Source organism: Pseudoflavonifractor sp. An176 (assembly GCF_002160435.1).
Classification (GTDB): domain Bacteria; phylum Bacillota; class Clostridia; order Oscillospirales; family Oscillospiraceae; genus Enterenecus; species Enterenecus faecium.
Window position 1 is genome coordinate 183,383 of record NZ_NFKO01000001.1, and the last position, 19,567, is coordinate 202,949.

Sequence of the window (19,567 nt, forward strand, 5' to 3'; positions counted from 1 at the left end):
CTCTTCAGTTGAATACTACGATGTAATCTCTTGCGAATCGGTCAAAGGTTGCTTCGGCTTCCGAGAGGACATCATCCAGTTCTTCATTGATTTTACCACGCACATAGGCTTCTCGTAGGGCAGGTCTTTCGAGCAGTGCCCATTTGAGTTGGCTATAGGTGTATTTAGCAAAGGCTATCCATTGAGGATAATTGATTGCAACAGGGTTGTGCGTAAAATATACCTTTCCGGCATTTGCTGCCGTAGCACCGGCATGAGCAATGAAGAGCATTGTTGCCAGTTTAGGGTGCTTCTCTCGGTTTAAGGAAAACGGAATAGCATCCTTTATTTCGTGTCCTTCCTTTATGCGCTTAATAGAATAACCCAAACGGACAATAACCTCTACAAGCATTGCGGGAATGGACATGGAGCAGAAGTGGATAAAATCATAACCCTCATAGTACATACCTTGAACGATTTCTGCTATGGTTTGTTCCTCTTCACCGATGCTGCCAAATTGAAGAAGGTTAAAGAGACTCATCAGCGGTACAGGGAGTCCCATAGAAGTGGTTACGTCCGATTTGAAATGAATGACCTGTTTTGCCAGTGCTGCGAAGATATCTGATTCTTTGCGGTCGGCATAATTCTCCATTACCTGAAATACGATATTTCCGGCTTTGTCGATGGTAGTCATTCTGCCGGTCAAAATATCCGCTACACCGAATACGAAACCGAGGAGAGGATCATGCCCCAATTGAAGCAGTCTGTGGTAGTAAGCAGAAAGTCCTTCCACACGGATTGTTGTGTGGCGATTGTCCTGGGCATCATAAGGAACCTTGCTGACTTTTGAATTGGCAAGTTTCTGCATTTCTTCTTCTGGGAATTTTTTATCGAAGTAGTCTCGAACGTAGTTGGAAAGGGGACCACCTTTCAGCCCATCCGGGGTTTTCTGCGGAATGCCGACAAGAAGAATATCCACTGCAGCACCAACCAACCCGGCAAGAGCGGCGATGCTGATGTCAAAGGCATCAAGCCGATGTACAGCATTAAATTCTTCGTTGAGTTGTTTAATAGCAAGCTCGTTACTGCGGAGTTCCTCCTCAGTGAAAAGGGACTCCAATTCGCAGTCCGTTCCTATGTGTTTTTCTGCTTCGGCGCAGCATTGCTCCCAAGTAGGGATAACCATTGTTTTTCTGGGTTGTACAGGCACTAAGCCCTTGATCGCATCCGGCTGATATCCAAGCCTACGAAGCAGGGCATCCGCTTTGGCTACAGTGGCATCCGCTTCAGACAAAGACGGAAAGTGAATCGATTTGAGGTCTTCATCGTGGTGCTTGAGTACAGAATTTATCTGCCTTTCGGTTTCGCTATACTTGTACTTGCTCATTCAGAAGCACCTCCCTCCGTTAGGTTATTTACGATTTGCTCCAACTGGTCAACCTTTTGTAGAGCTTCCTGTCCCTGTTCTGCCTTGTCTTTCAGCACATTGATTTCAGCTTCATGTTTTCTGATAACTTGCTGTTGTTTGTGAGCATTTTCCTCAAAGGCTTTTTTGTCCTTTTTACGACCCATACGAATACGAATGTTATCAATGGTTACACCAGCAAGAGCCCCTGCGAGAAATTCAGTCGCATGGTTTTTGACAAATGCGCCTGCGGTCTTGCCTGACTCAACAAGGGTGTTACCAACCTTGACAAAGTCAATATTGGGGAGTTTGATTTGCTTTCCCATAGAAGCCCTCCTTTAAGCCACCCCCAAGTCGTGGCCCAAATCCTTCACGGCTTGCTGGAGCAGTATATTCAAACTCTGCAAATAATCCAGACGTTCCTGCGTGGCGTCTGCTTCATCTTTTAGTGCCTTGATAATCGCTTCATGACGAGCGAGAACTTCTTTATAGAGACGCTCCTTCTCCTGTCGCAACTGTTTATTTTTGAGGTGTGCTGCAACGCCAACACCTCCTGCTGCTAACGCTGCGATAGGGGCGGCCAAAACAAATATGCCAGCTACCATACCACCGCCGACCACGGCACCAGCAGCCGCCAGTCCAGATGTTATTCCAGCAGCGGACAAACCAACAACGCCCAGGCCATAGAGGGCAGCAAAGGAACCTACACCGCCAATTCCAGCACCAAGGGCACCTGCAAGGACTTCGGGGATTGCACTTTCTTTGATTGTTCGTTTCGAGTCGTTCACAGCAGCGGCGGCCTCATTTACAACATTTACGATCTGCTGGAGAGAATCCACACTCTGAAAAACCATGTCTTTTTTCTTTTTCACATATCCGCCCATAAGATTACTCCTTGCCCTTTTTCGACTTCTTTTTTCCGTCGGCGATTGATTTAGCAAGCCACACATTCACAGCAGCAATGCCTGCACCGATTCCGAGAGGTCCCATAAGAACTCCGGCACCAACCACAGCACCGGCTACTTTCATCCATTCCTTAGACACATCCGCACGAGTGGAAGTGCCTGCTAGGATGGAAGGAGCCATCATGTTTGCTTTGGCCAAGAGTTCATTTCTGTGGTCTTCACTGTAGTTCTCCGGGTGATCCACAAGGACATCCAGAAGAACTTTCAGCATTTCTGTGTCATCTGGCTTTTGAATCATTTCTGCATCGAGGACACTTCTCATGGCGATATATTGTGTTTTGGTCAGCTTATTGCGACCACTTTCGATGTTATTAATAGTCTGTCTGGTGACGCCGATTTTTTCACCAAACTCCTCGGCAGTCCATCCAACAGTGCGTCGTATTAAAAGTAAATATTCTTGCATACGAATGATTTCATCCATAGGTGCGCCCTCCTCTTGTATAAATTATAGCCTTTGACAATATATTTGTCAATAGTTCGGCGTGGTATATACGCTCTGCTACAATAAAAAACAGCCGCTTCGGATTCTACACCGCAACGACTGTTTTTACACCGCAAAGGCGCACTTTTTAATTATTCCTGTCCTTTGTATCAAACTCAGTAAGATTATTTCACAGATGGCATCATCGGGGGTGGGCTGCAACAGCTCCACCATCATGTCCCGGATGTGCTTGGGGGTGCGGAATTGGCCGTTAGCCCCAGCGGTGCTGAGCTTACTGAGCATGTACTCGTACAGGTCCCCCTGCATGTCCCGCTCCGCAATGTCGTGCTCATAAAGCTCGTCCAATCCGGTGATGATCTTTTGCAGCACCTGGGGGGTGGGAATGAGAAACATGGCGCTGTCCATATAGCGGGCGAAGGCGGTGTCCTCCTGCCCCTCTCCCCCGCTCTGGGCGTCCACCTCCACCATGGCGCCGTCCTCCTGGAAGTCAGGGAGTTTTCCACTGCGCATGTTCTTAATGGCAGGAAAGACCCGCTGGGAAATAATATCGAACATGTCCCGGGGGTCCCGATTCTTGAACTTGCTCCACCGCATGGCCTGGCCCGCCGGGGACTGGGGGAAAATCTTGTCCATTTCCTCCCCGGTGAGGTTCTCGAACTCCTCCCGCTCCAGCTCCTTCTCGTCCAGGGAGCGGATGAACATCAGGTAGGTGAGCTGTTCAATGACGGTGATGGGGTTGGTGATACCGCCAGCCCAGATATCCGTCCAAATCTTATCCACTTTATTTTTAATGGCTCCAGTTATCATAACATCGGTCCTCGATTTCAAAGTTAATGGATATATTATACTAAATTTCCCCAGCACATTCAATGCGGGATTGCCCAATCAGAGGGCCACAAATGGGACTTTGCTCCCCATAGGCAAGGAAGAAAAAGGACCGCCCGATTCTCCATCGAGCGGTCCCTTTGTGGTTCTATTTACTTCTAATTATTCCCACTCAATGGTGGCAGGAGGCTTAGAAGTGATGTCGTAGCAAATACGGTTGATGCCGGGCACCTCGTTGACGATGCGGACACTGATCTTGTCCAGCAGGTCGTAGGGGATGCGGGCCCAGTCCGCGGTCATGAAGTCGCTGGTGGTGACAGCCCGGAGGGCCAGGGTGTAGTCGTAGGTGCGGCCATCGCCCATGACGCCCACGGAACGGGTGTTGGTCAACACAGCGAAATACTGGTTGATGTTCTTGTCCTCGCCCGCGGCGGCGATCTCCTCCCGGTAGATGGCGTCGGCCTCCCGCAGGGTGTCCAGCTTCTCCTTGGTCAGGTCGCCGATGACACGGATGGCCAGGCCGGGACCGGGGAAGGGCTGACGGCTGACCAGGTACTCAGGCAGCTGGAGCTCACGGCCCAGCTGACGCACCTCGTCCTTGAACAGCAGGCGCAGGGGCTCCAGAATCTCCTTGAAGTCCACGTAGTCGGGCAGGCCGCCCACGTTGTGGTGGCTCTTGATGACGGCGGCATCGCCAGCGCCAGACTCGATGACATCGGGATAGATGGTACCCTGAGCCAGGAAGTCCACGGTGCCGATCTTCTTGGCCTCTTCCTCGAAGACGCGGATAAACTCCTCGCCGATGATCTTACGCTTGTGCTCGGGCTCTTCCACACCAGCCAGCTTGGCCAGGAAGCGGGACTCAGCGTCCACCCGGACGAAGTTCATGGCCCACTTGGAGAAAGCGGCCTCCACCTCGTCGCCCTCGTTCTTACGCATGAGACCGTGGTCCACGAACACACAGGTGAGCTGGCTGCCCACAGCCTCGGCCAGCAGAGCGGCACACACAGAGGAGTCCACGCCGCCGGACAGGGCCAACAGCACCTTGCCGTCGCCCACCTTCTCGCGGATGGCGGCAATGGCGGTGTTCTTGTAGTCCTCCATGGTCCAGTCGCCAGCGGCGTGACAGACCTCATAGAGGAAGTTGCGGATCATTTTCACACCGTTTTCGGTGTGGTTGACCTCAGGGTGGTACTGCACGCCGTAGAAGCCCTTCTCCTCGTTGGCAATGGCCACGTTGGGGCAGTTGGCGCTGTGGGCCACCAGGTCAAAGCCCTGGGGCACCTGGGCCATATAGTCGCCGTGGCTCATCCAGGAGATGCCCTGCTCCGGCAGGCCCTTGAAGATGGGGCTGTTGGTGTTGTACCAGGTCTCGGTCTTGCCGTACTCCCGGGCGGTGTCGTCCTGGGCAGGGGTGACCTGGCCGCCCAGGGTGTGAGCCATGAGCTGGCAGCCGTAGCAGATGCCCAGCACAGGCACGCCCCAGGTGAAGATCTCGGGGTCCACCTTGGGGGACCCCTCCTCATACACAGAGTTGGGGCCACCCGTGAAGATGATGCCGATGGGGTTCATGGCCTTGAGCTCGGCCAAGGGGGTGGTATAGGGTTTGACTTCGCAGTACACGTTGCACTCACGCACACGGCGGGCAATGAGCTGGTTGTACTGACCGCCGAAGTCCAGAACGATGACCGTTTGATGTGCCATTCCGATAGTTTCCTCCCTTAGATGGTAGTCACGTCAATGGGACGCAGGTCAGCACTGCGGCTCTGCTCACGGACGGTGAGCATGGCCCGGGCGGTATCAATGGCGGTGACACAGCCCACGGAGTGCTCCACGGTGGCACGGCGAATCTTGAATCCGTCGGTGTCGTGGCGGCGGCCCTTGGTGGGGGTATTGATAACCAGGTCGATGGTGCCGGAGGCGATCATGTCGCTGATGTTGGGGTGGGCCTCGGAGACACGGGCCACCTGGGTGCAGGGCACGCCAGCCTCATGGAGCACCTCACAGGTGCCGGCAGTGGCCAGAATCTCAATGCCCATATCCGCAAAGCCCCGGGCAATGCCCACGATCTCCTGCTTATCCTCGTCCTTGACGGTGATGATGATACGGCCACCCTTCTTGGGGACCCGCATGTTGGCGCCCTTGAAGGCCTTCAAGAGGGCCTGGGGGAAGGACTCGGCAATGCCCAGCACCTCGCCGGTGGACTTCATCTCAGGGCCAAGGCCAGTGTCCACGTCGGTGAGCTTCTCGAAGGAGAACACGGGCATCTTCACGGCGTAGTAGTCGGCCTCCTTGTAGATGCCGGTACCATAGCCCAGGTCCTTCAGCTTCTGGCCCACCATCACCTTGGTGGCCAGGTCAATGATGGGCACGCCAGTGACCTTGGAGATATAGGGGATGGTACGAGAGGAACGGGGGTTGACCTCGATGACGTACACATCGTCGTTGTAGATGATGAACTGAATGTTGATCAGGCCGATAACTCCCAGGGCCTTGGCCAGATCACGGGTATAGCGCAGGATGGTCTCCTTGTGCTTGTCCTCCACATGGATGGTGGGATAGACGGAGATGGAGTCGCCGGAGTGAACGCCAGCCCGCTCGATGTGCTCCATGATGCCGGGGATGAGGATATCCTCGCCGTCAAACACGCCGTCCACCTCAACCTCACGGCCCATGAGATACTTGTCGATGAGGATGGGGTGCTCCTGGACGGTGCGGTTGATGATGCGCATAAAGTCGGTGATGTTGCGGTCGTTATAGGCAATTTCCATGCCCTGGCCGCCCAACACGTAGGAGGGGCGCACCAGCACGGGATAGCCGATCTCATTGGCGGCCTGGAGGGCCTCCTCGGTGGTAAACACGGTGCGGCCCTTGGCGCGGGGAATGCGGCACTGGTTGAGGATCTCGTCGAAGCGCTCACGGTCCTCGGCGGCATCCACGCCGTCGGAGGAGGTGCCCAGGATGGGCACACCCATGTCGGTGAGGGCCTTGGCCAGCTTGATGGCGGTCTGGCCACCGAACTGCACCACAGCACCGTCGGGCTTCTCCTGCTCCACGATGTTCTGCACGTCCTCAGCAGTCAGAGGCTCGAAGTACAGCTTGTCGGCCACGTCGAAGTCGGTGGAGACGGTCTCGGGGTTATTGTTGACGATGATGGTCTCATAGCCCAGTCGCTTCAGAGACCACACGGAGTGGACGGAGCAGTAGTCGAACTCGATGCCCTGGCCGATACGGATGGGGCCAGAGCCCAGCACCAGCACCTTCTTGCGGTCGTGCTCGCCGCCGTCGGCCTCGTTCTCTCCGTCGTAGGTGCAGTAGTAGTAAGGGGTCTCTGCGTCGAACTCGGCGGCGCAGGTGTCCACCATCTTGAAGGAGGGCACGATGCCGTACTTCTCCCGCAGGGCCTTCACATCCTTCTGCTCCATGCCGCAGAGGTTGCCGATATAGCTATCGGCAAAGCACATCTCCTTGGCCTCCTTCAGAGTGTCCACATCGGGGACCCCACGGCAGGCCTTGAGGCGCTCTTCCATGTCGATGATGCGCTTGAAACCGTCCAGGAACCACATGTCCATCTTGGTGATCTGGTTGATCTTGTGGGGAGACACGCCACGGCGCAGAGCCTCAGCCACCACGAACAGACGCTCGTCGGTGACCTGGGCCAGCAGGTCCTCCACCTCGTCGGTGTACAGGTCGTCCAGCTTGTCCAGCTTCAGAGCCCGCACGTTGAGCTCCAGGGAGCGGATGGCCTTCATGAGGGCGCCCTCGAAGGAGTTGGCAATGGCCATGACCTCGCCGGTGGCCTTCATCTGGGTGCCCAGAGTACGGCTGGCGGTGGTGAACTTATCAAAGGGCAGGCGGGGAATCTTCAGCACGCAGTAGTCCAGGGTGGGCTCGAAGCAGGCCGTGGTCTTGCCGGTGACGGCGTTGGGAATCTCGTCCAGAGTATAGCCCAGAGCCACCTTGGCAGCCACCTTGGCGATGGGATAGCCAGTGGCCTTGGAGGCCAGAGCGGAGGAACGGGACACACGGGGGTTGACCTCGATGACGGCGTACTCGAAGCTGTCAGGGTTCAGAGCGAACTGGCAGTTACAGCCGCCCTCGATCTCCAGAGCGGAGATGATGTCCAGAGCGGCGGTACGCAGCATCTGGAACTCCTCGTTGGCCAGGGTCTGGGTGGGAGCCACCACGATGGAGTCGCCGGTGTGCACGCCCACGGGGTCGATGTTCTCCATGGAACACACGGTGATGACGTTGCCAGCGGAGTCACGGAGCACCTCGAACTCCACTTCTTTCCAACCGGCAATGCAGCGCTCAATCAGAACCTGGTTGACACGGCTGAGGTTGATGCCGCGGTCGGCAATCTCCCGCAGGGAGGGCTCGTCGTAGGCAATGCCGCCGCCGGTGCCGCCCAGGGTATAGGCGGGACGGACGATGACGGGGTAGCCGATGGTGTTGGCGAAGGACACGGCGTCCTCCACGCTCTCCACCACCTCGGAGGTGACGCAGGGCTGGCCGATCTCCTCCATGCAGTCCTTGAAGCCCTGGCGGTCCTCGGCCTTGCGGATGGACTCAGGGGAAGTACCCAGCAGCTTCACGCCGTACTTGGCCAGGGTGCCATTCTCGTGGAGGGCCATGGCCAGGTTCAGACCAGTCTGGCCGCCCAGAGTGGGCAGAATGGAGTCAGGACGCTCCTTCTCAATGACCTGGGTGACGGTGGGGATGTTCAGGGGCTCGATATACACATGATCGGCAATGTCCTTGTCGGTCATGATGGTGGCGGGGTTGGAGTTGACCAGTACAACCTCCAGGCCCTCCTCTTTCAGAGCACGGCAGGCCTGGGTGCCGGCGTAGTCGAACTCAGCGGCCTGGCCGATGACGATGGGGCCAGAGCCCAGCACCAGAACCTTCTTGATTTCGGGATTCTTAGGCATTACTTGTCACCTCCCATGGACGCGATGAAACGGTCGAACAGATACTCGGTATCCCGGGGACCGGCGTTGGCCTCGGGGTGGAACTGGGTGGTAAAGCAGTTGGGGCGCTTGTAGCGCAGGCCCTCCACCGTGTTGTCGTTGACGTTGATGTGGCTGATCTCGGCCACCTCGGGGTGGACGGAGTCGGCCAGCACCATGTAGCCGTGGTTCTGGCTGGTGATGAACACCCGGCCCTCGGCAATATCCCGCACGGGGTGGTTGCCGCCACGGTGGCCGTAGTCCAGCCGCCCGGTGCGGGCGCCGGTGGCCAGAGCCAGCATCTGGTGGCCCAGGCACACGCCGAACATGGGGATGTCGCTGTCATAGAGCTTCTTGAGCTGGGCAATGCACTCCACGTTCTCGGCGGGGTCGCCGGGGCCGTTGGAGAGCATCACGCCGTCAAAGCCGCCCTCCAGCACCGTCTCAGCGGGGGTAGAGGCGGGGAATGCGGTAACCTCGCAGCCACGGCGGCACAGGCAGTCAATCATGTTCTGCTTGACGCCGTAGTCCATCATGGCCACCCGGTACTTCTGCTCACCCACAGCGGGGAACACCTCGGGCTCCTTGCGGGTGACCCGCTCCACGGTGCCCTCCACCTTGTAGGCGCGGAGCTTGTCCAAAATCTCCGCCACATTAAAATGCTCCGCACAGGTGATCATGCCATTCATGCTTCCCTGATTGCGGAGGATCTTGGTCAGGGCACGGGTGTCTACCCCTTCAATTCCTGTGATGTTGTTGTCTTTCAAAAAGTCGTTCAGTTCGCCCTCGCAGCGGAAGTTGCTGCCCCGGGGGGACAGATGACGAACCACAAATGCCTCCACCCAAGGACGGGAGGACTCGTTATCCCAATGGTTCACTCCATAGTTGCCGATGAGGGGATAGGACATGACCACGCCCTGCCCCGCATAGGAGGGGTCGGTCAAAATTTCCTGATACCCGGTCATGGAGGTGTTAAATACCATCTCGCACACCCGATCTGCGGTGGCTCCGATGGATCGACCTTGGAACATAGCACCATTGGCCAGAATCAAAGTTGCCTTCAACATATATCCCACCTTTATTTATACTCGGTTCATTTTATCGCAAAACCATCCAAAATACAAGAAATTCTCGCAGGCTTTTTCATGTCATTTTTAAAATCGGAATTATGGACAAACGCCAGGGATATTCCCCTAGATTCAAGGGCAAAATGTTCAATAAACCATATTTTGCCGGAGGTGTTCCCATGTTTGTGGTACTCATTCGCACGTTGGTGCTCTACATTCTCCTGGTGGCGGGCATTCGTCTGCTGGGCAAGCGGCAGTTGGGGGAGCTGGAACCCAGCGAGCTGACCCTGGCCCTCATCATCGCCGACCTGGCCAGCGTCCCCATGCAGGACAACGGCATTCCCCTGCTCACCGGGGTCATTCCCATTGCGGTGCTGCTGGCCATTGCCTCCATCCTCTCCATTCTCTCCACCAAGTCCATCCGGTTCCGCACCCTCCTGGGGGGCCGCCCCAGCGTGGTGGTGCGCCAGGGGCAGGTGGTGGAGCAGGCCCTGCGGGCCAATCGCCTGACCCTGGACGAGCTTCTGGAAGAACTGCGCATTCTGGGCCACCCCTATCTGGAGGAAATCCATACCGCCGTGCTGGAGACCAACGGCCAGCTGTCTGTCCTCCCTTACGCCGCCCTCCAGCCCGCCACCGCCCGACAGGTGGGACAAGACCCGGAAGAGCCCGGTCTGCCCCTGGTGGTCATCAGCGACGGGCGGCTGCTCGCCCAGGACCTGCGGGGCCGAGGGTACGGGGACCAGTGGCTCCAGCAGCAGCTTGCCTCCCACGGTCTCACCTCCCACAAGCAGGTGTTTCTCATGACGGTGGACGATCTGGGCCACACCTATTGTGTCCCCAAGGAGGGCAAGCAATGAAACGATTGTTATGTTCGGTGGTCCTTCTGGCCGCCTTAGTGGCCGGGTGCTCCCTCCACGTGTGGTACCTCTCCCATGAAACCCAGTCTCTCTCTATGCAACTGGAACAGGCCGGGGAGGCAGTACAGCAGGGGGATTGGGAGAAAGCCTACGACCTCACTCAGAAGGCCTGGAAAAACTGGGAGGACCAGATGTTCTACCTCCACACCACCCTACACCACGACGACATTGACGGGGTGAGTACCGCCTTTCAGGAGGCGTTGGCCATTTTGGAGCAGCGGGAACAGCCGGGGGAATATGCCGCGGCCAACGCCCGCATTCTCTATCAGCTGGAGCTGCTGGTGGAGGCGGAGCTGCCCTCTTTGAAAAACATCCTGTGAGCCTGCCCTGAGAGGGCGGGCTCCTCTCTCCAGAAAGGGAAAGCGTGTGTACAAAACCTCTTGGTCTCATACACACGCTCTCTCCTTCAGGCTCCGCTCTTAGTAGCCCTTGCCCATGGGGTTCTTACTCTCCATGCCGGACTGCTTGCGATTCTCCGGGGACTGCTTCTTGCGGTTCTCGGTGCTCTGGCGCTTGCAGTTTTCAGAGCCCATCTTATTGGTCATGCGGCTATCACGTTTATCCATGTTTATCACCTCACTGTCAGCAGTATGCCACCCCTGAATTTTCTTTATGCAGAGCGAAAAAAATTTTTTACAACTGGTACACACCCGCCCACTTTTATGTTATAATTTCCACAATCTTATCATCACACAAGGAAAGGATGATCCGCCCGTGAAATGCCCCTTTTGTGCCCACCCTGAGAGCAAGGTGGTAGACTCTCGCCCCGCCGACGAGGGCAGCAGCATTCGCCGTCGCCGGGAATGCCTGGCCTGTCACAAGCGCTTCACCACCTACGAGACCATGGAGAGCCTCCCCCTGGTGGTCATCAAGCGGGATGGTCGCCGCCAGTCCTTCGACAAGACCAAGCTCATGGGCAGCATGCTCAAGGCCTGCGAGAAGCGCTCGGTACCCACCGACACCCTGGAGCGCATCGCCGATGAGATCGAGCAGACCCTGCAAAATGAGCTGATGCGGGAAATTCCCTCCACCCAGATCGGCGAGCTGGTGATGGAGAAGCTGCGGAACGTGGACGAGGTGTCCTATGTGCGCTTTGCCTCGGTGTACCGCCAGTTCAAAGACATCAACACCTTTATGGAAGAGCTGGACAAGCTGCTGAAAGAGAGATAAAAAAATCGTCCCGGATTTTCGAGCGGAAAATCCGGGACGATTCTTTATTCTTTACTTGGTGCCGAAGATGCGGTCGCCAGCGTCGCCCAGACCGGGCACGATATAGCCGTGGTCGTTGAGCTTCTCATCCAGCCCAGCCACGTAGATGTCCACGTCGGGGTGCTCCTTCTGGATGCAGGCGATGCCCTCGGGAGCGGCCAGCACGTTCATCAGCTTGATGTGCTTGCAGCCGTAGCCCTTGAGGAAGGTGATGGCAGCGGCAGCGGAGCCACCAGTGGCCAGCATGGGGTCCAGCACGATGACATCCCGCTCGGCGATGTCGCTGGGCATCTTGCAGTAGTACTCCACGGGAGCCAGGGTCTCAGGGTCCCGGTACAGGCCGATGTGGCCCACCTTGGCGGAGGGAATCAGGTTCAGAATACCGTCCACCATGCCCAGGCCAGCCCGGAGAATGGGCACCACAGCCAGCTTCTTGCCGGCCAGCATCTTGAAGGTGCCGGTGGCCACGGGAGTCTCAATAGTCACATCCTCCAGAGGCAGGTCCCGGGTGGCCTCGTAGCACATCAGCCCTGCAATCTCAGAGACGATGCTGCGAAAGTCCTTCACGCCGGTGTTCTTGTCCCGCAGGATGGACAGCTTGTGCTGCAGGAGCGGATGGTCCAAAACGTGTACTTTTTCCATAGTCGTCAAACCCCTTTTCTTATATCGGTCATTTGGTCAAAGATTTGCCCTGGGCCAAACGCTCCCGTTCGGCCTGGCTCAGGCGGTGGTACTGGGGCGCCATGGCAGCCCCGGACACCAGCTGATCCCGGCGGGCCAGCTCCAGCCCTGCCCGGGCCACACCCCAAGCGGTCTGATAGACCAGGTGGGGCGGCATCATAGTGGCGGATATTCCCCGCTCTTTGAGGAAATTATAACACAAGGATGCGCCATCTCCAACGAGAAATTTCGCATTGGAGGATTTTTCAAGCTCCTGGGCCAGCTGGTCCAGGCCAATGGCGGCATCTTCGCTCAGCCGGGTGAGAGTCCCGTTCTGGGCTAAGAACCGGGCGGCGTACACCTGATTGCGCCGGGCGTCCATCACCGCGCAGATCTCCCCCTCCATGTGGGCGCACTGCCATGCCATGGACTCCAGGGTGGAGCAGGGCGCGCAGGGCTTCCCGTCGGGCCAAGCCAGGCCCTTGGCCGCGGCCACGCCGATGCGCACCCCGGTGAAGGAGCCAGGTCCGGCGGCTACCGCTACCACGTCAATGTCGTGGAGGGTGAGCCCCACGTTGTCCAGCAGCTGGGTCACCATGGGCATGAGGGTCACCGAGTGGGTCAGGCCGCTGTTCTGGAAGGACTGCCCCAGCAGCTTCTCGTCCTCGGTGATGGCCACAGAGGCGGTGACCGCCGAGGTCTCCAAGGCCAAAATCTTCATAGCGCTACCCCCTCTATGGTGATGATGCGGGTGTTGTCGTCCTCGCCTCGGGAGATATCCACCCGAATGGTGTCCCCGTCCAGGGCCTCGTCCACATTCTCGCTCCACTCCACGGCACACACACCATTCCGGGCCAAGTAGTCCTCCCAGCCGATGTGGAACAGCTCGTCGGCGCTGCCCAAGCGGTACATGTCAAAGTGGAACAGAGGCAGGCGGCCCCCTTCATATTCATTGACGATGGTAAAGGTGGGGCTGGTCACCCGCTCTTCAATTCCCAATCCCTCCGCCATTCCAGAGACAAAGGCGGTCTTCCCCGCCCCCAGGTCCCCGGTAAATGCCACCACGGCGCCCCCCTGGAGCGCCTGTGCCAATGTACGGCCCAACGCCCTGGTCTCCTCCGGGCTGTGGGTGATATACTGCATAGCCGTTCACCTCAACTTGTAAACTCTTTCAAGACAGTATAGCACACCCCGGCCATATGTGCTATACTAATCTTTATCATTGTGATCTTTCCCATATTATGAGAGGAGAACTCCCATGGTCTTCATGGATAACCTTCGTGATTTCTTTAAAAAAGGGGACGTGCTGCTCCTGACCCTGTGCGTGTGCGCCAATCTCTTTGGCATTGCCCTGGTGTACAGCGCCACCCGGTACGACCCTGCCCTCCACAGCTACCCCCTCAAGCAGGCCATCTTTCTCTGCCTGGGCATCGTGATCTACATTGTCATTACCTTTGTAGACCTGGAATTTTTGCTGGAAAAGTGGTGGAAGGTATTTCTGGTGTTGGGTCTGGCCATCATCCTGCTGCTGCTCCCCTTCGGCCGAGACGACGGCACCGGAAACCGCAGCTGGGTCTTTCTCCCCGGCCTATCCACCGGCTTCCAGCCCGGCGAGATGGCCAAGCTGGCCTACATCTGCGTGCTGGCCTGGCTCATCAACCACCAGCGCTCCTTTGGGGTGAGCCGATTCACCTCCCTGTTGAAGTACGCCGGGCTGACCATGCTCTTTGCCGGAATGCTGGCCGCCCTCTCCGGCGACTACGGCATGGTGCTGGTGTACCTGTTCATCTTTGTCATCATGGCTTGGGTGGGCGGCGTCCAGAAGCGGTGGTTCCTAGGGGTCGGCATTCCCCTGGTGGCCGGAGTAATCCTGCTATGGAATTTCGTGCTCCCCCACACCAAGTTCTGGACGGACTACCGCATCATGCGCTTCCGGGTGGTCTTTGACCACTCCCTGGACCCTCTGGGCCGGGGCTGGCAGCAGAGCCGCTCCCTGCTGGCCATTGGTTCCGGGCAAATCACCGGCATGGGCTACCTCCACGGCAAACAGACCCAGTCCGCTCTATCTCAGAACCTGCCTGCCCGCCACACCGACTTCATCTTCTCGGTGTGTGGAGAAGAGCTGGGGCTGTTGGGGTGCTGCGTGGTGCTGCTGCTCCTCTTCGCCATCATCCTGCGCTGTGTGTGGGTGTCCCGGCAGGCCAAGAGCCGCATGTCCGCCTATATCGCCATGGGCATCGCCGCCATGCTCATGATTCAGACCATTCTCAACGTGGGCATGTGCCTGTATGTGGCCCCGGTCATTGGTCTGACTCTTCCCTTCTTCAGCTACGGCGGGTCCTCCACCCTCACCCTCTTTGTGGCCATGGGCATGGTGTCGGGTATTAAAATGAGGCCGCTGCCCAGCTGGCTCAAAGACCGAACTTGATCGAATATTTTTCACCACCATGTGCCATGCTAGAGGTATCAACTCAGAGCAAGGAGGCACCCTCTTGTGAAATACCGTCTTCCCCTATTCTGCCTGCTGCTGGCGGGGGCCCTGACCATGCCGGTGTCCGCCGCCGTGGTCACCACCGTCAGCACCAGCGGGGAGAACACCCCGCCGGTGGCGAAAAATCTTACCCTGACCACCTATCAGGACATTGCCATCACCAGCACCTTCTCCGCCGTGGACCCCGAGGGAGATCTCATCACCTACCAGGTGGTGGACAGCCCCGCCCGGGGCCAGGTGACTCTGGATGAGAAGGACACCTCCACCTTCTGGTACACCCCCTACGAGAACAAGAAGGGTTCGGACGTGTTCTCCTATGTGGCCATTGACAGCATGGGCAACGTCTCCGAGCCCGCCACCGTGGAAATCTCCATCACCGTGCCCACCTGTGGAGTGACCTATGCCGATCTGGACGGCAGTCCCTACCACTATGCCGCCCTGCGCCTGGCCGAGGAGGGCATCTACGTGGGCCGCCAAATGGCAGGGGTGGCCTACTTTGACCCCCATCAGCCCCTCACCCGGGAGGAATTTCTGGTGCTGGCCATGGATGTGACCCAGACCCAGCCCCTGGACGGGGTTTCCACCACCGGCTTTTATGACGATGGAGACATCTCCGCCTGGGCCAAAGGATATGTCTCCGCTGCTGTGATGCAGGGGGCTGGGCTGGGAGAACAAAATGAGGACGGCCAAGTGGTGTTCTCCCCCTCGGACTCCATCACCCAGTTGGAGGCCGCGGTGATGCTGGAAGAGCTTCTGTGCACCACCGACATCCCCATCCACACCACCTCGGTGAGCCAAGAGATTCCCGCCTGGGCCAGCCAGTCGGTGGCCAACCTGGAGGCGCTGGACGTGGTGGCCCCTGGGGCCACTCTCTCGGACACTCTCACCCGGGGGGAAGCCGCCCAGATGCTCTCCGCCGCCCTGGATGTGGTGGACAGCCGGGAGACCAGCTGGTTTCAATAAGTAGAAGAGCTGGACAGAACCCAAGTTCTGTCCAGCTCTTTTCTTCTTAAAATGGCGGTAAATCCCGGCTCTGTTCCACGGCGTCCCCCTCAAAGGGGAACTCCTCCGGTACCGGCTCCGAGGGTTCGGGCACGGCGTCCACCATGTTCTGGCGGTACTGCATCTCCTGCCACTGCTCCTTGGTAATGAGCAGCTGGCGGGGCTTGGAGCCCTCAAAGGGGCCCACCACGCCCTTCTCCTCCATCTGGTCCACCAGGCGGGCGGCTCGGCCGTAGCCCAGCTTCAGGCGGCGTTGGAGCATGGACACCGAGGCCTGTCCTACCTCCAGCACCACGTCGATGGCAGCGGGGAGCAGCTCGTCATAGTCCCCGCCCTGGTTGGGATCGGACCCGCCCACACCCTTGGCGCCTTTCTCCTTCTCCTCGGCGTGCTTTTCGATTTCATGCATCACCGACTCGTCGTACTGGGCGGTGCCGCTCTGCTTGATGAAGTCCACCACCTGGGCCACCTCCTCCTCAGAGATAAAGCAGCCCTGGACACGCTGGGGCTTGCCCTGGCCCAGAGGGGCATAGAGCATGTCGCCCTTGCCCACCAGCTTCTCGGCACCGGTGGTGTCCAGAATGATGCGGGACTCCAAGCTGGAGGCCACGGCAAAGGCAATGCGGCTGGGGATGTTGGCCTTCATCAGGCCCGTGATGACGTCGGCAGAGGGACGCTGGGTGGCAATGACCAGGTGCATGCCCGAGGCACGGCCCATCTGGGCCACCCGGCAGATGGACTCTTCCACCTCTTTGGCGGCCACCAGCATCAGGTCGGCCAGCTCGTCGATGACCACCACGATCTGGGGCATGGTGTCCCGCCCGCTCTTGCGGGCGTGGTTGTTGTAGGAAGCCAGATCCTTGGCTCCCACCTCAGAGAAAGCCTTGTACCGCTTCATCATCTCGCACACCGCCCATTGCAGAGCACCGGCGGCCTTCTTGGGGTCGGTGACCACGGGGATGAGCAGATGGGGGATGCCGTTGTACACCCCCAACTCCACCATCTTGGGGTCCACCATGATGAGGCGCACCTCGTCGGGGGTGGCCTTGTACAGCAGAGAGATGATGAGGGAGTTGGTGCACACCGACTTACCGGAACCGGTGGTACCGGCAATGAGCATATGGGGCAGCTTGGCGATGTTGCCCACCACACAGTTGCCCCCGATGTCCTTGCCCACGGCAAAGGATACCTTGGAGGGGCTGTCGGTAAAGGCTCGGTCACTGATGACGTCCCGAATGGCCACAGGGCTCACCTGGCGGTTGGGCACCTCAATGCCCACCGTGGAAATCTTATCGGGGATGGGGGCCACACGCACCGCGGAGGCGCCCAGAGCCAAGGCGATATCGTCGGAGAGGTTGGTGATCTTGTTCAGCTTCACGCCCTGCTCCAGCTCCAGCTCGTACCGGGTCACCGAGGGACCCCGGGTGACGTTGACGATGTGGGCATCCACGCCGAAGGAGATGAGGGCGTCCTGGAGTCGCTGCTGGTTGGTCTGGAGCTCTCCAGCGGCAGCGGCGGCCATGCCGCTGCCTTCCGCCAGCAGGGACACAGGGGGATAGCGGTACACCCCGGTGTTGCTCTGTTCCATGCCTGCCTCGATCTCCTGGGCCACCTGGGCGTGGGCCTGTTGAGCCTCCTGGCGGGTAACCTTCTCCACCGGGGGCTGGGCCGGTGCGGGGACGGGCTGAGCCACAGCCAACTCAGGCTCCGGCTCCACCTGGGGTGCGGGGAAAATCTCGGGCAGTTCCTCCTCCACCGCCACCTCACCCGTGGGCTCCTCCGAAACTGCGGCGGGCGGCGTAGGCTCGGATTCCTTCCCCCACAAGTCGAATAGCTTCTTCTTTCGGGGGGCAGGCTGAGGGGCGGGGGTGTCGTCTACGGGAATATCAATGGCGGGTTTCCGCTCCCTTCTCCGAGGGGCGGGCGGCTGAGGCTCCTCATAGGTCTGAGGCTCTTCCGCTTCCTCCTCTTCCCACCGGGCTTGCCGGGCCTCTTCCCGCTCCTCCATCCAGCCCCGCATGTCCTGGTAGAACTCCACCGGGGTGCGGTTGAAGGAGAAGAGCAAGGTGAGCAGAGTCACCACCAGGAGCACCACCATAGCTCCCACCGTACTGAAGGCGTAGCGGAAGGAGATGGCCAGGATGCCACCCAGCACACCGCCGGAGTTGCTGCGCAGGCCAGCCATCCACAGCTGGCCCATGAGATTCATCCCCCATGTAAAGCGGATGCCGCTGAGCATGAGGTGGAGTATAGCCCCGGCCAGCACCGGCAGCAGCAGTGCACAGGTCAGGCGCAGCCGCACCGGGCGGCGGCGGTGAAAGATCAAGATGTAGGCGCACAGCACCAGCACGGGCGGCGCCAGGTAGTAGCCGTAGCCACACAGGCCCCGGAGCAAGTCGCAAAACAGGTCGATGAATGCGGCCTTGACACCAAAGTAGCCAAAAGAGCCAAAGAAGGCCAACACCAGGCATACCACGCCGCCAATCTCTCGGTGGTAGGAAGGAGCGGCAGGGGCCGCCTTCTTTCTGGGCTTGGCGGTGGAGGTCGTCTTCTTTTTGGTACTTTTGGGAGCGGCAGACTTGCTCTGGGTCCGTTTCCCGCCGCTTTTGGTGGTTTTCTTTTGCGTTGAAGCCATAGCTTCCTCCTCACATTAGAGTACGATAAAACCGGCAACCAGGGAAACTACGCCCACGATCCAGCAGTAGTATGCAAAATTGCCGAACTTGCCCTTGCTGGCCAGCAGGCGCACCAGCTGGATGGAGAAATACCCCACCACGCCGGCCACCACCATGCCCGCCAGATAGTTGGGCAGCAAACTGGTGTCCACACCTTCGCCCACGGCTTTGCCCACCTTGAGCAAGGTAGCGCCCAGCACCGCAGGTAGGGACAGCAGGAAGGAATAGCGCACGGCAAACTTCCGGTCAAAGCCCAGAAGCATACCGGCGGAAATGGTGCTGCCGGAACGAGAGATGCCGGGGATGGTAGCCACCCCCTGGGCAATGCCCACCAACAGAGCATCCTTCACGGTGGCGGTGCGGGCGTTCTTACGTCCGCCGCCCATGCGGTCCGAGAAAAACAGAATAAAGCCGGTGAGAATGAGCATCACAGACACAGCCGCGGGATAGTTACCCAGCTGCTCCACCACCCCCTCCAAGGGCAGGACCACAAACAGAGGCAGAGTGCCCACGATGACCATCAACACCAGGCGGCGGGCCGTGGGGGGCCGGGACTCCCGGCTGCCGTGGCCGGAAAACAGAGAGGCGAAGCCGCGGAAGAACTCCACCACCATCTCCACAATGTCCTTCCAGTATACCACGCACACAGCGAGAAGCGTGGCAAAATGCAGCAGGATGTTAAAGAGGTTATCCACCTCTTTCATCCCAAAGAAGTGCTGCAACAGGGTCAAATGCCCGGAACTGGAGATGGGCAGAAATTCCGCCACGCCCTGGACAAAGCCCATAAACATTGACATGAGCAAGGACAAGATTATCACCTCATTTTTCTTGATTGCCCAGGACTGAAATCCGGTGCATCATAGTATATTACCACATCCCATAGTCAAATTCCAGCGTTTTTCTCCCTACCATCGGAAATCTCGTCAAAATATCTCATATCCATGCAAAAGGCCAGATGATATTGCATCGTCAAAAAGC

General features: G+C 58.3%; 19 protein-coding genes. 5 read left to right on the plus strand and 14 right to left on the minus strand.

Annotated elements, in window-relative coordinates:
• Positions 1–4 precede the first annotated feature (4 nt).
• The 8 genes from B5F12_RS00885 to B5F12_RS00920 form a co-directional block, all read right to left on the minus strand.
• Positions 5–1,366: a hypothetical protein gene (locus B5F12_RS00885; protein ID WP_087228842.1), complete on the minus strand. Its 1,362-nt coding sequence runs from the start codon at positions 1,364–1,366 to the stop codon at positions 5–7.
• On the minus strand, positions 1,363–1,710 hold the full coding sequence (locus B5F12_RS00890; protein WP_087228844.1) for a hypothetical protein: 348 nt from the start codon (positions 1,708–1,710) through the stop codon (positions 1,363–1,365). Before B5F12_RS00890 ends, B5F12_RS00885 begins: the two co-directional genes overlap by 4 nt.
• Positions 1,711–1,722: 12 nt before the next feature.
• The gene (locus B5F12_RS00895) at positions 1,723–2,268 is read right to left on the minus strand and encodes a hypothetical protein (RefSeq protein ID WP_087228847.1); all 546 of its coding nucleotides are present in this window, start codon (positions 2,266–2,268) and stop codon (positions 1,723–1,725) included.
• A 4-nt stretch (positions 2,269–2,272) separates the two neighbouring features.
• Complete coding sequence (locus B5F12_RS00900; RefSeq protein WP_087228850.1) at positions 2,273–2,770, minus strand: helix-turn-helix transcriptional regulator; 498 nt, start codon at positions 2,768–2,770, stop codon at positions 2,273–2,275.
• Between the two features lie 126 nt (positions 2,771–2,896).
• On the minus strand, positions 2,897–3,598 hold the full coding sequence (locus B5F12_RS00905; protein ID WP_087228853.1) for a type I restriction-modification system subunit M N-terminal domain-containing protein: 702 nt from the start codon (positions 3,596–3,598) through the stop codon (positions 2,897–2,899).
• A gap of 180 nt (positions 3,599–3,778) precedes the next feature.
• The gene (gene guaA / locus B5F12_RS00910; RefSeq protein ID WP_087228856.1) at positions 3,779–5,320 is read right to left on the minus strand and encodes a glutamine-hydrolyzing GMP synthase; all 1,542 of its coding nucleotides are present in this window, start codon (positions 5,318–5,320) and stop codon (positions 3,779–3,781) included.
• 17 nt (positions 5,321–5,337) lie between these two features.
• On the minus strand, positions 5,338–8,547 hold the full coding sequence (gene carB, locus B5F12_RS00915; RefSeq protein ID WP_087228859.1) for a carbamoyl-phosphate synthase large subunit: 3,210 nt from the start codon (positions 8,545–8,547) through the stop codon (positions 5,338–5,340).
• Positions 8,547–9,632, minus strand: coding sequence for a carbamoyl phosphate synthase small subunit (locus B5F12_RS00920; RefSeq protein ID WP_087228862.1), 1,086 nt, complete (start codon positions 9,630–9,632; stop codon positions 8,547–8,549). The genes carB and B5F12_RS00920 overlap by 1 nt, the downstream gene beginning before the upstream one ends.
• A gap of 179 nt (positions 9,633–9,811) precedes the next feature.
• Here B5F12_RS00920 and B5F12_RS00925 point away from each other — a divergent pair, with 179 nt between their 5' ends.
• Both B5F12_RS00925 and B5F12_RS00930 read left to right on the plus strand, forming a co-directional pair.
• Entirely contained in the window at positions 9,812–10,492 is a 681-nt protein-coding gene (locus B5F12_RS00925) for a DUF421 domain-containing protein (protein ID WP_087228865.1), read from the plus strand.
• Positions 10,489–10,872, plus strand: a complete 384-nt coding sequence (locus tag B5F12_RS00930) for a DUF4363 family protein (protein ID WP_087228868.1) — start codon at positions 10,489–10,491, stop codon at positions 10,870–10,872. Before B5F12_RS00925 ends, B5F12_RS00930 begins: the two co-directional genes overlap by 4 nt.
• 99 nt (positions 10,873–10,971) lie before the next feature.
• Here B5F12_RS00930 and B5F12_RS11815 read toward each other — a convergent pair whose 3' ends face one another.
• Positions 10,972–11,118 carry a hypothetical protein gene (locus B5F12_RS11815; RefSeq protein ID WP_158096579.1) on the minus strand — a complete coding sequence of 49 codons (147 nt, stop codon included), beginning with the start codon at positions 11,116–11,118 and terminating at the stop codon, positions 10,972–10,974.
• Between the two features lie 148 nt (positions 11,119–11,266).
• Between B5F12_RS11815 and nrdR the strand changes: the two genes are divergently transcribed.
• Positions 11,267–11,722: a transcriptional regulator NrdR gene (gene nrdR, locus B5F12_RS00935; RefSeq protein WP_087228871.1), complete on the plus strand. Its 456-nt coding sequence runs from the start codon at positions 11,267–11,269 to the stop codon at positions 11,720–11,722.
• Between the two features lie 51 nt (positions 11,723–11,773).
• Here the strand turns inward: nrdR and upp are convergent, their stop codons facing one another.
• Genes upp through tsaE form a run of 3 tightly spaced genes read right to left on the minus strand, consistent with a single transcriptional unit; the run spans position 11,774 to position 13,564 of the window.
• Positions 11,774–12,403, minus strand: coding sequence for a uracil phosphoribosyltransferase (gene upp / locus B5F12_RS00940; protein ID WP_087228874.1), 630 nt, complete (start codon positions 12,401–12,403; stop codon positions 11,774–11,776).
• Positions 12,404–12,431: 28 nt separating this feature from the next.
• Positions 12,432–13,142 (minus strand): tRNA (adenosine(37)-N6)-threonylcarbamoyltransferase complex dimerization subunit type 1 TsaB, encoded by a 711-nt coding sequence (gene tsaB / locus B5F12_RS00945; RefSeq protein ID WP_087228877.1) that lies wholly within the window; start codon positions 13,140–13,142, stop codon positions 12,432–12,434.
• On the minus strand, positions 13,139–13,564 hold the full coding sequence (tsaE, locus tag B5F12_RS00950; RefSeq protein ID WP_087228880.1) for a tRNA (adenosine(37)-N6)-threonylcarbamoyltransferase complex ATPase subunit type 1 TsaE: 426 nt from the start codon (positions 13,562–13,564) through the stop codon (positions 13,139–13,141). Before tsaE ends, tsaB begins: the two co-directional genes overlap by 4 nt.
• Positions 13,565–13,679: 115 nt before the next feature.
• Here tsaE and B5F12_RS00955 point away from each other — a divergent pair, with 115 nt between their 5' ends.
• Both B5F12_RS00955 and B5F12_RS00960 read left to right on the plus strand, forming a co-directional pair.
• Positions 13,680–14,849, plus strand: a complete 1,170-nt coding sequence (locus B5F12_RS00955; RefSeq protein WP_087228884.1) for an FtsW/RodA/SpoVE family cell cycle protein — start codon at positions 13,680–13,682, stop codon at positions 14,847–14,849.
• 66 nt (positions 14,850–14,915) lie between these two features.
• Complete coding sequence (locus tag B5F12_RS00960) at positions 14,916–15,875, plus strand: Ig-like domain-containing protein (protein ID WP_087228887.1); 960 nt, start codon at positions 14,916–14,918, stop codon at positions 15,873–15,875.
• Between the two features lie 46 nt (positions 15,876–15,921).
• Here the strand turns inward: B5F12_RS00960 and B5F12_RS00965 are convergent, their stop codons facing one another.
• Together B5F12_RS00965 and B5F12_RS00970 are read right to left on the minus strand one after the other, a co-directional pair.
• Positions 15,922–18,549, minus strand: coding sequence for a DNA translocase FtsK (locus tag B5F12_RS00965; protein WP_087228890.1), 2,628 nt, complete (start codon positions 18,547–18,549; stop codon positions 15,922–15,924).
• 15 nt (positions 18,550–18,564) lie between these two features.
• Positions 18,565–19,407: an undecaprenyl-diphosphate phosphatase gene (locus B5F12_RS00970; protein WP_242954855.1), complete on the minus strand. Its 843-nt coding sequence runs from the start codon at positions 19,405–19,407 to the stop codon at positions 18,565–18,567.
• Between the last annotated feature and the right edge of the window lie 160 nt (positions 19,408–19,567).

Bases quoted from the DNA above. Each gene is read 5' to 3' on its own strand.
- tsaB (WP_087228877.1), bottom strand. From the start codon at position 13,142: ATGAAGATTTTGGCCTTGGAGACCTCGGCGGTCACCGCCTCTGTGGCC.
- B5F12_RS11815 (WP_158096579.1), bottom strand. From the start codon at position 11,118: ATGGATAAACGTGATAGCCGCATGACCAATAAGATGGGCTCTGAAAAC.
- upp (WP_087228874.1), bottom strand. From the start codon at position 12,403: ATGGAAAAAGTACACGTTTTGGACCATCCGCTCCTGCAGCACAAGCTG.
- B5F12_RS00895 (WP_087228847.1), bottom strand. From the start codon at position 2,268: ATGGGCGGATATGTGAAAAAGAAAAAAGACATGGTTTTTCAGAGTGTG.
- B5F12_RS00885 (WP_087228842.1), bottom strand. From the start codon at position 1,366: ATGAGCAAGTACAAGTATAGCGAAACCGAAAGGCAGATAAATTCTGTA.
- B5F12_RS00890 (WP_087228844.1), bottom strand. From the start codon at position 1,710: ATGGGAAAGCAAATCAAACTCCCCAATATTGACTTTGTCAAGGTTGGT.
- tsaE (WP_087228880.1), bottom strand. From the start codon at position 13,564: ATGCAGTATATCACCCACAGCCCGGAGGAGACCAGGGCGTTGGGCCGT.
- B5F12_RS00965 (WP_087228890.1), bottom strand. From the start codon at position 18,549: ATGGCTTCAACGCAAAAGAAAACCACCAAAAGCGGCGGGAAACGGACC.
- B5F12_RS00920 (WP_087228862.1), bottom strand. From the start codon at position 9,632: ATGTTGAAGGCAACTTTGATTCTGGCCAATGGTGCTATGTTCCAAGGT.
- B5F12_RS00900 (WP_087228850.1), bottom strand. From the start codon at position 2,770: ATGGATGAAATCATTCGTATGCAAGAATATTTACTTTTAATACGACGC.
- guaA (WP_087228856.1), bottom strand. From the start codon at position 5,320: ATGGCACATCAAACGGTCATCGTTCTGGACTTCGGCGGTCAGTACAAC.
- carB (WP_087228859.1), bottom strand. From the start codon at position 8,547: ATGCCTAAGAATCCCGAAATCAAGAAGGTTCTGGTGCTGGGCTCTGGC.
- B5F12_RS00955 (WP_087228884.1), top strand. From the start codon at position 13,680: ATGGTCTTCATGGATAACCTTCGTGATTTCTTTAAAAAAGGGGACGTG.
- B5F12_RS00925 (WP_087228865.1), top strand. From the start codon at position 9,812: ATGTTTGTGGTACTCATTCGCACGTTGGTGCTCTACATTCTCCTGGTG.
- B5F12_RS00930 (WP_087228868.1), top strand. From the start codon at position 10,489: ATGAAACGATTGTTATGTTCGGTGGTCCTTCTGGCCGCCTTAGTGGCC.
- B5F12_RS00905 (WP_087228853.1), bottom strand. From the start codon at position 3,598: ATGATAACTGGAGCCATTAAAAATAAAGTGGATAAGATTTGGACGGAT.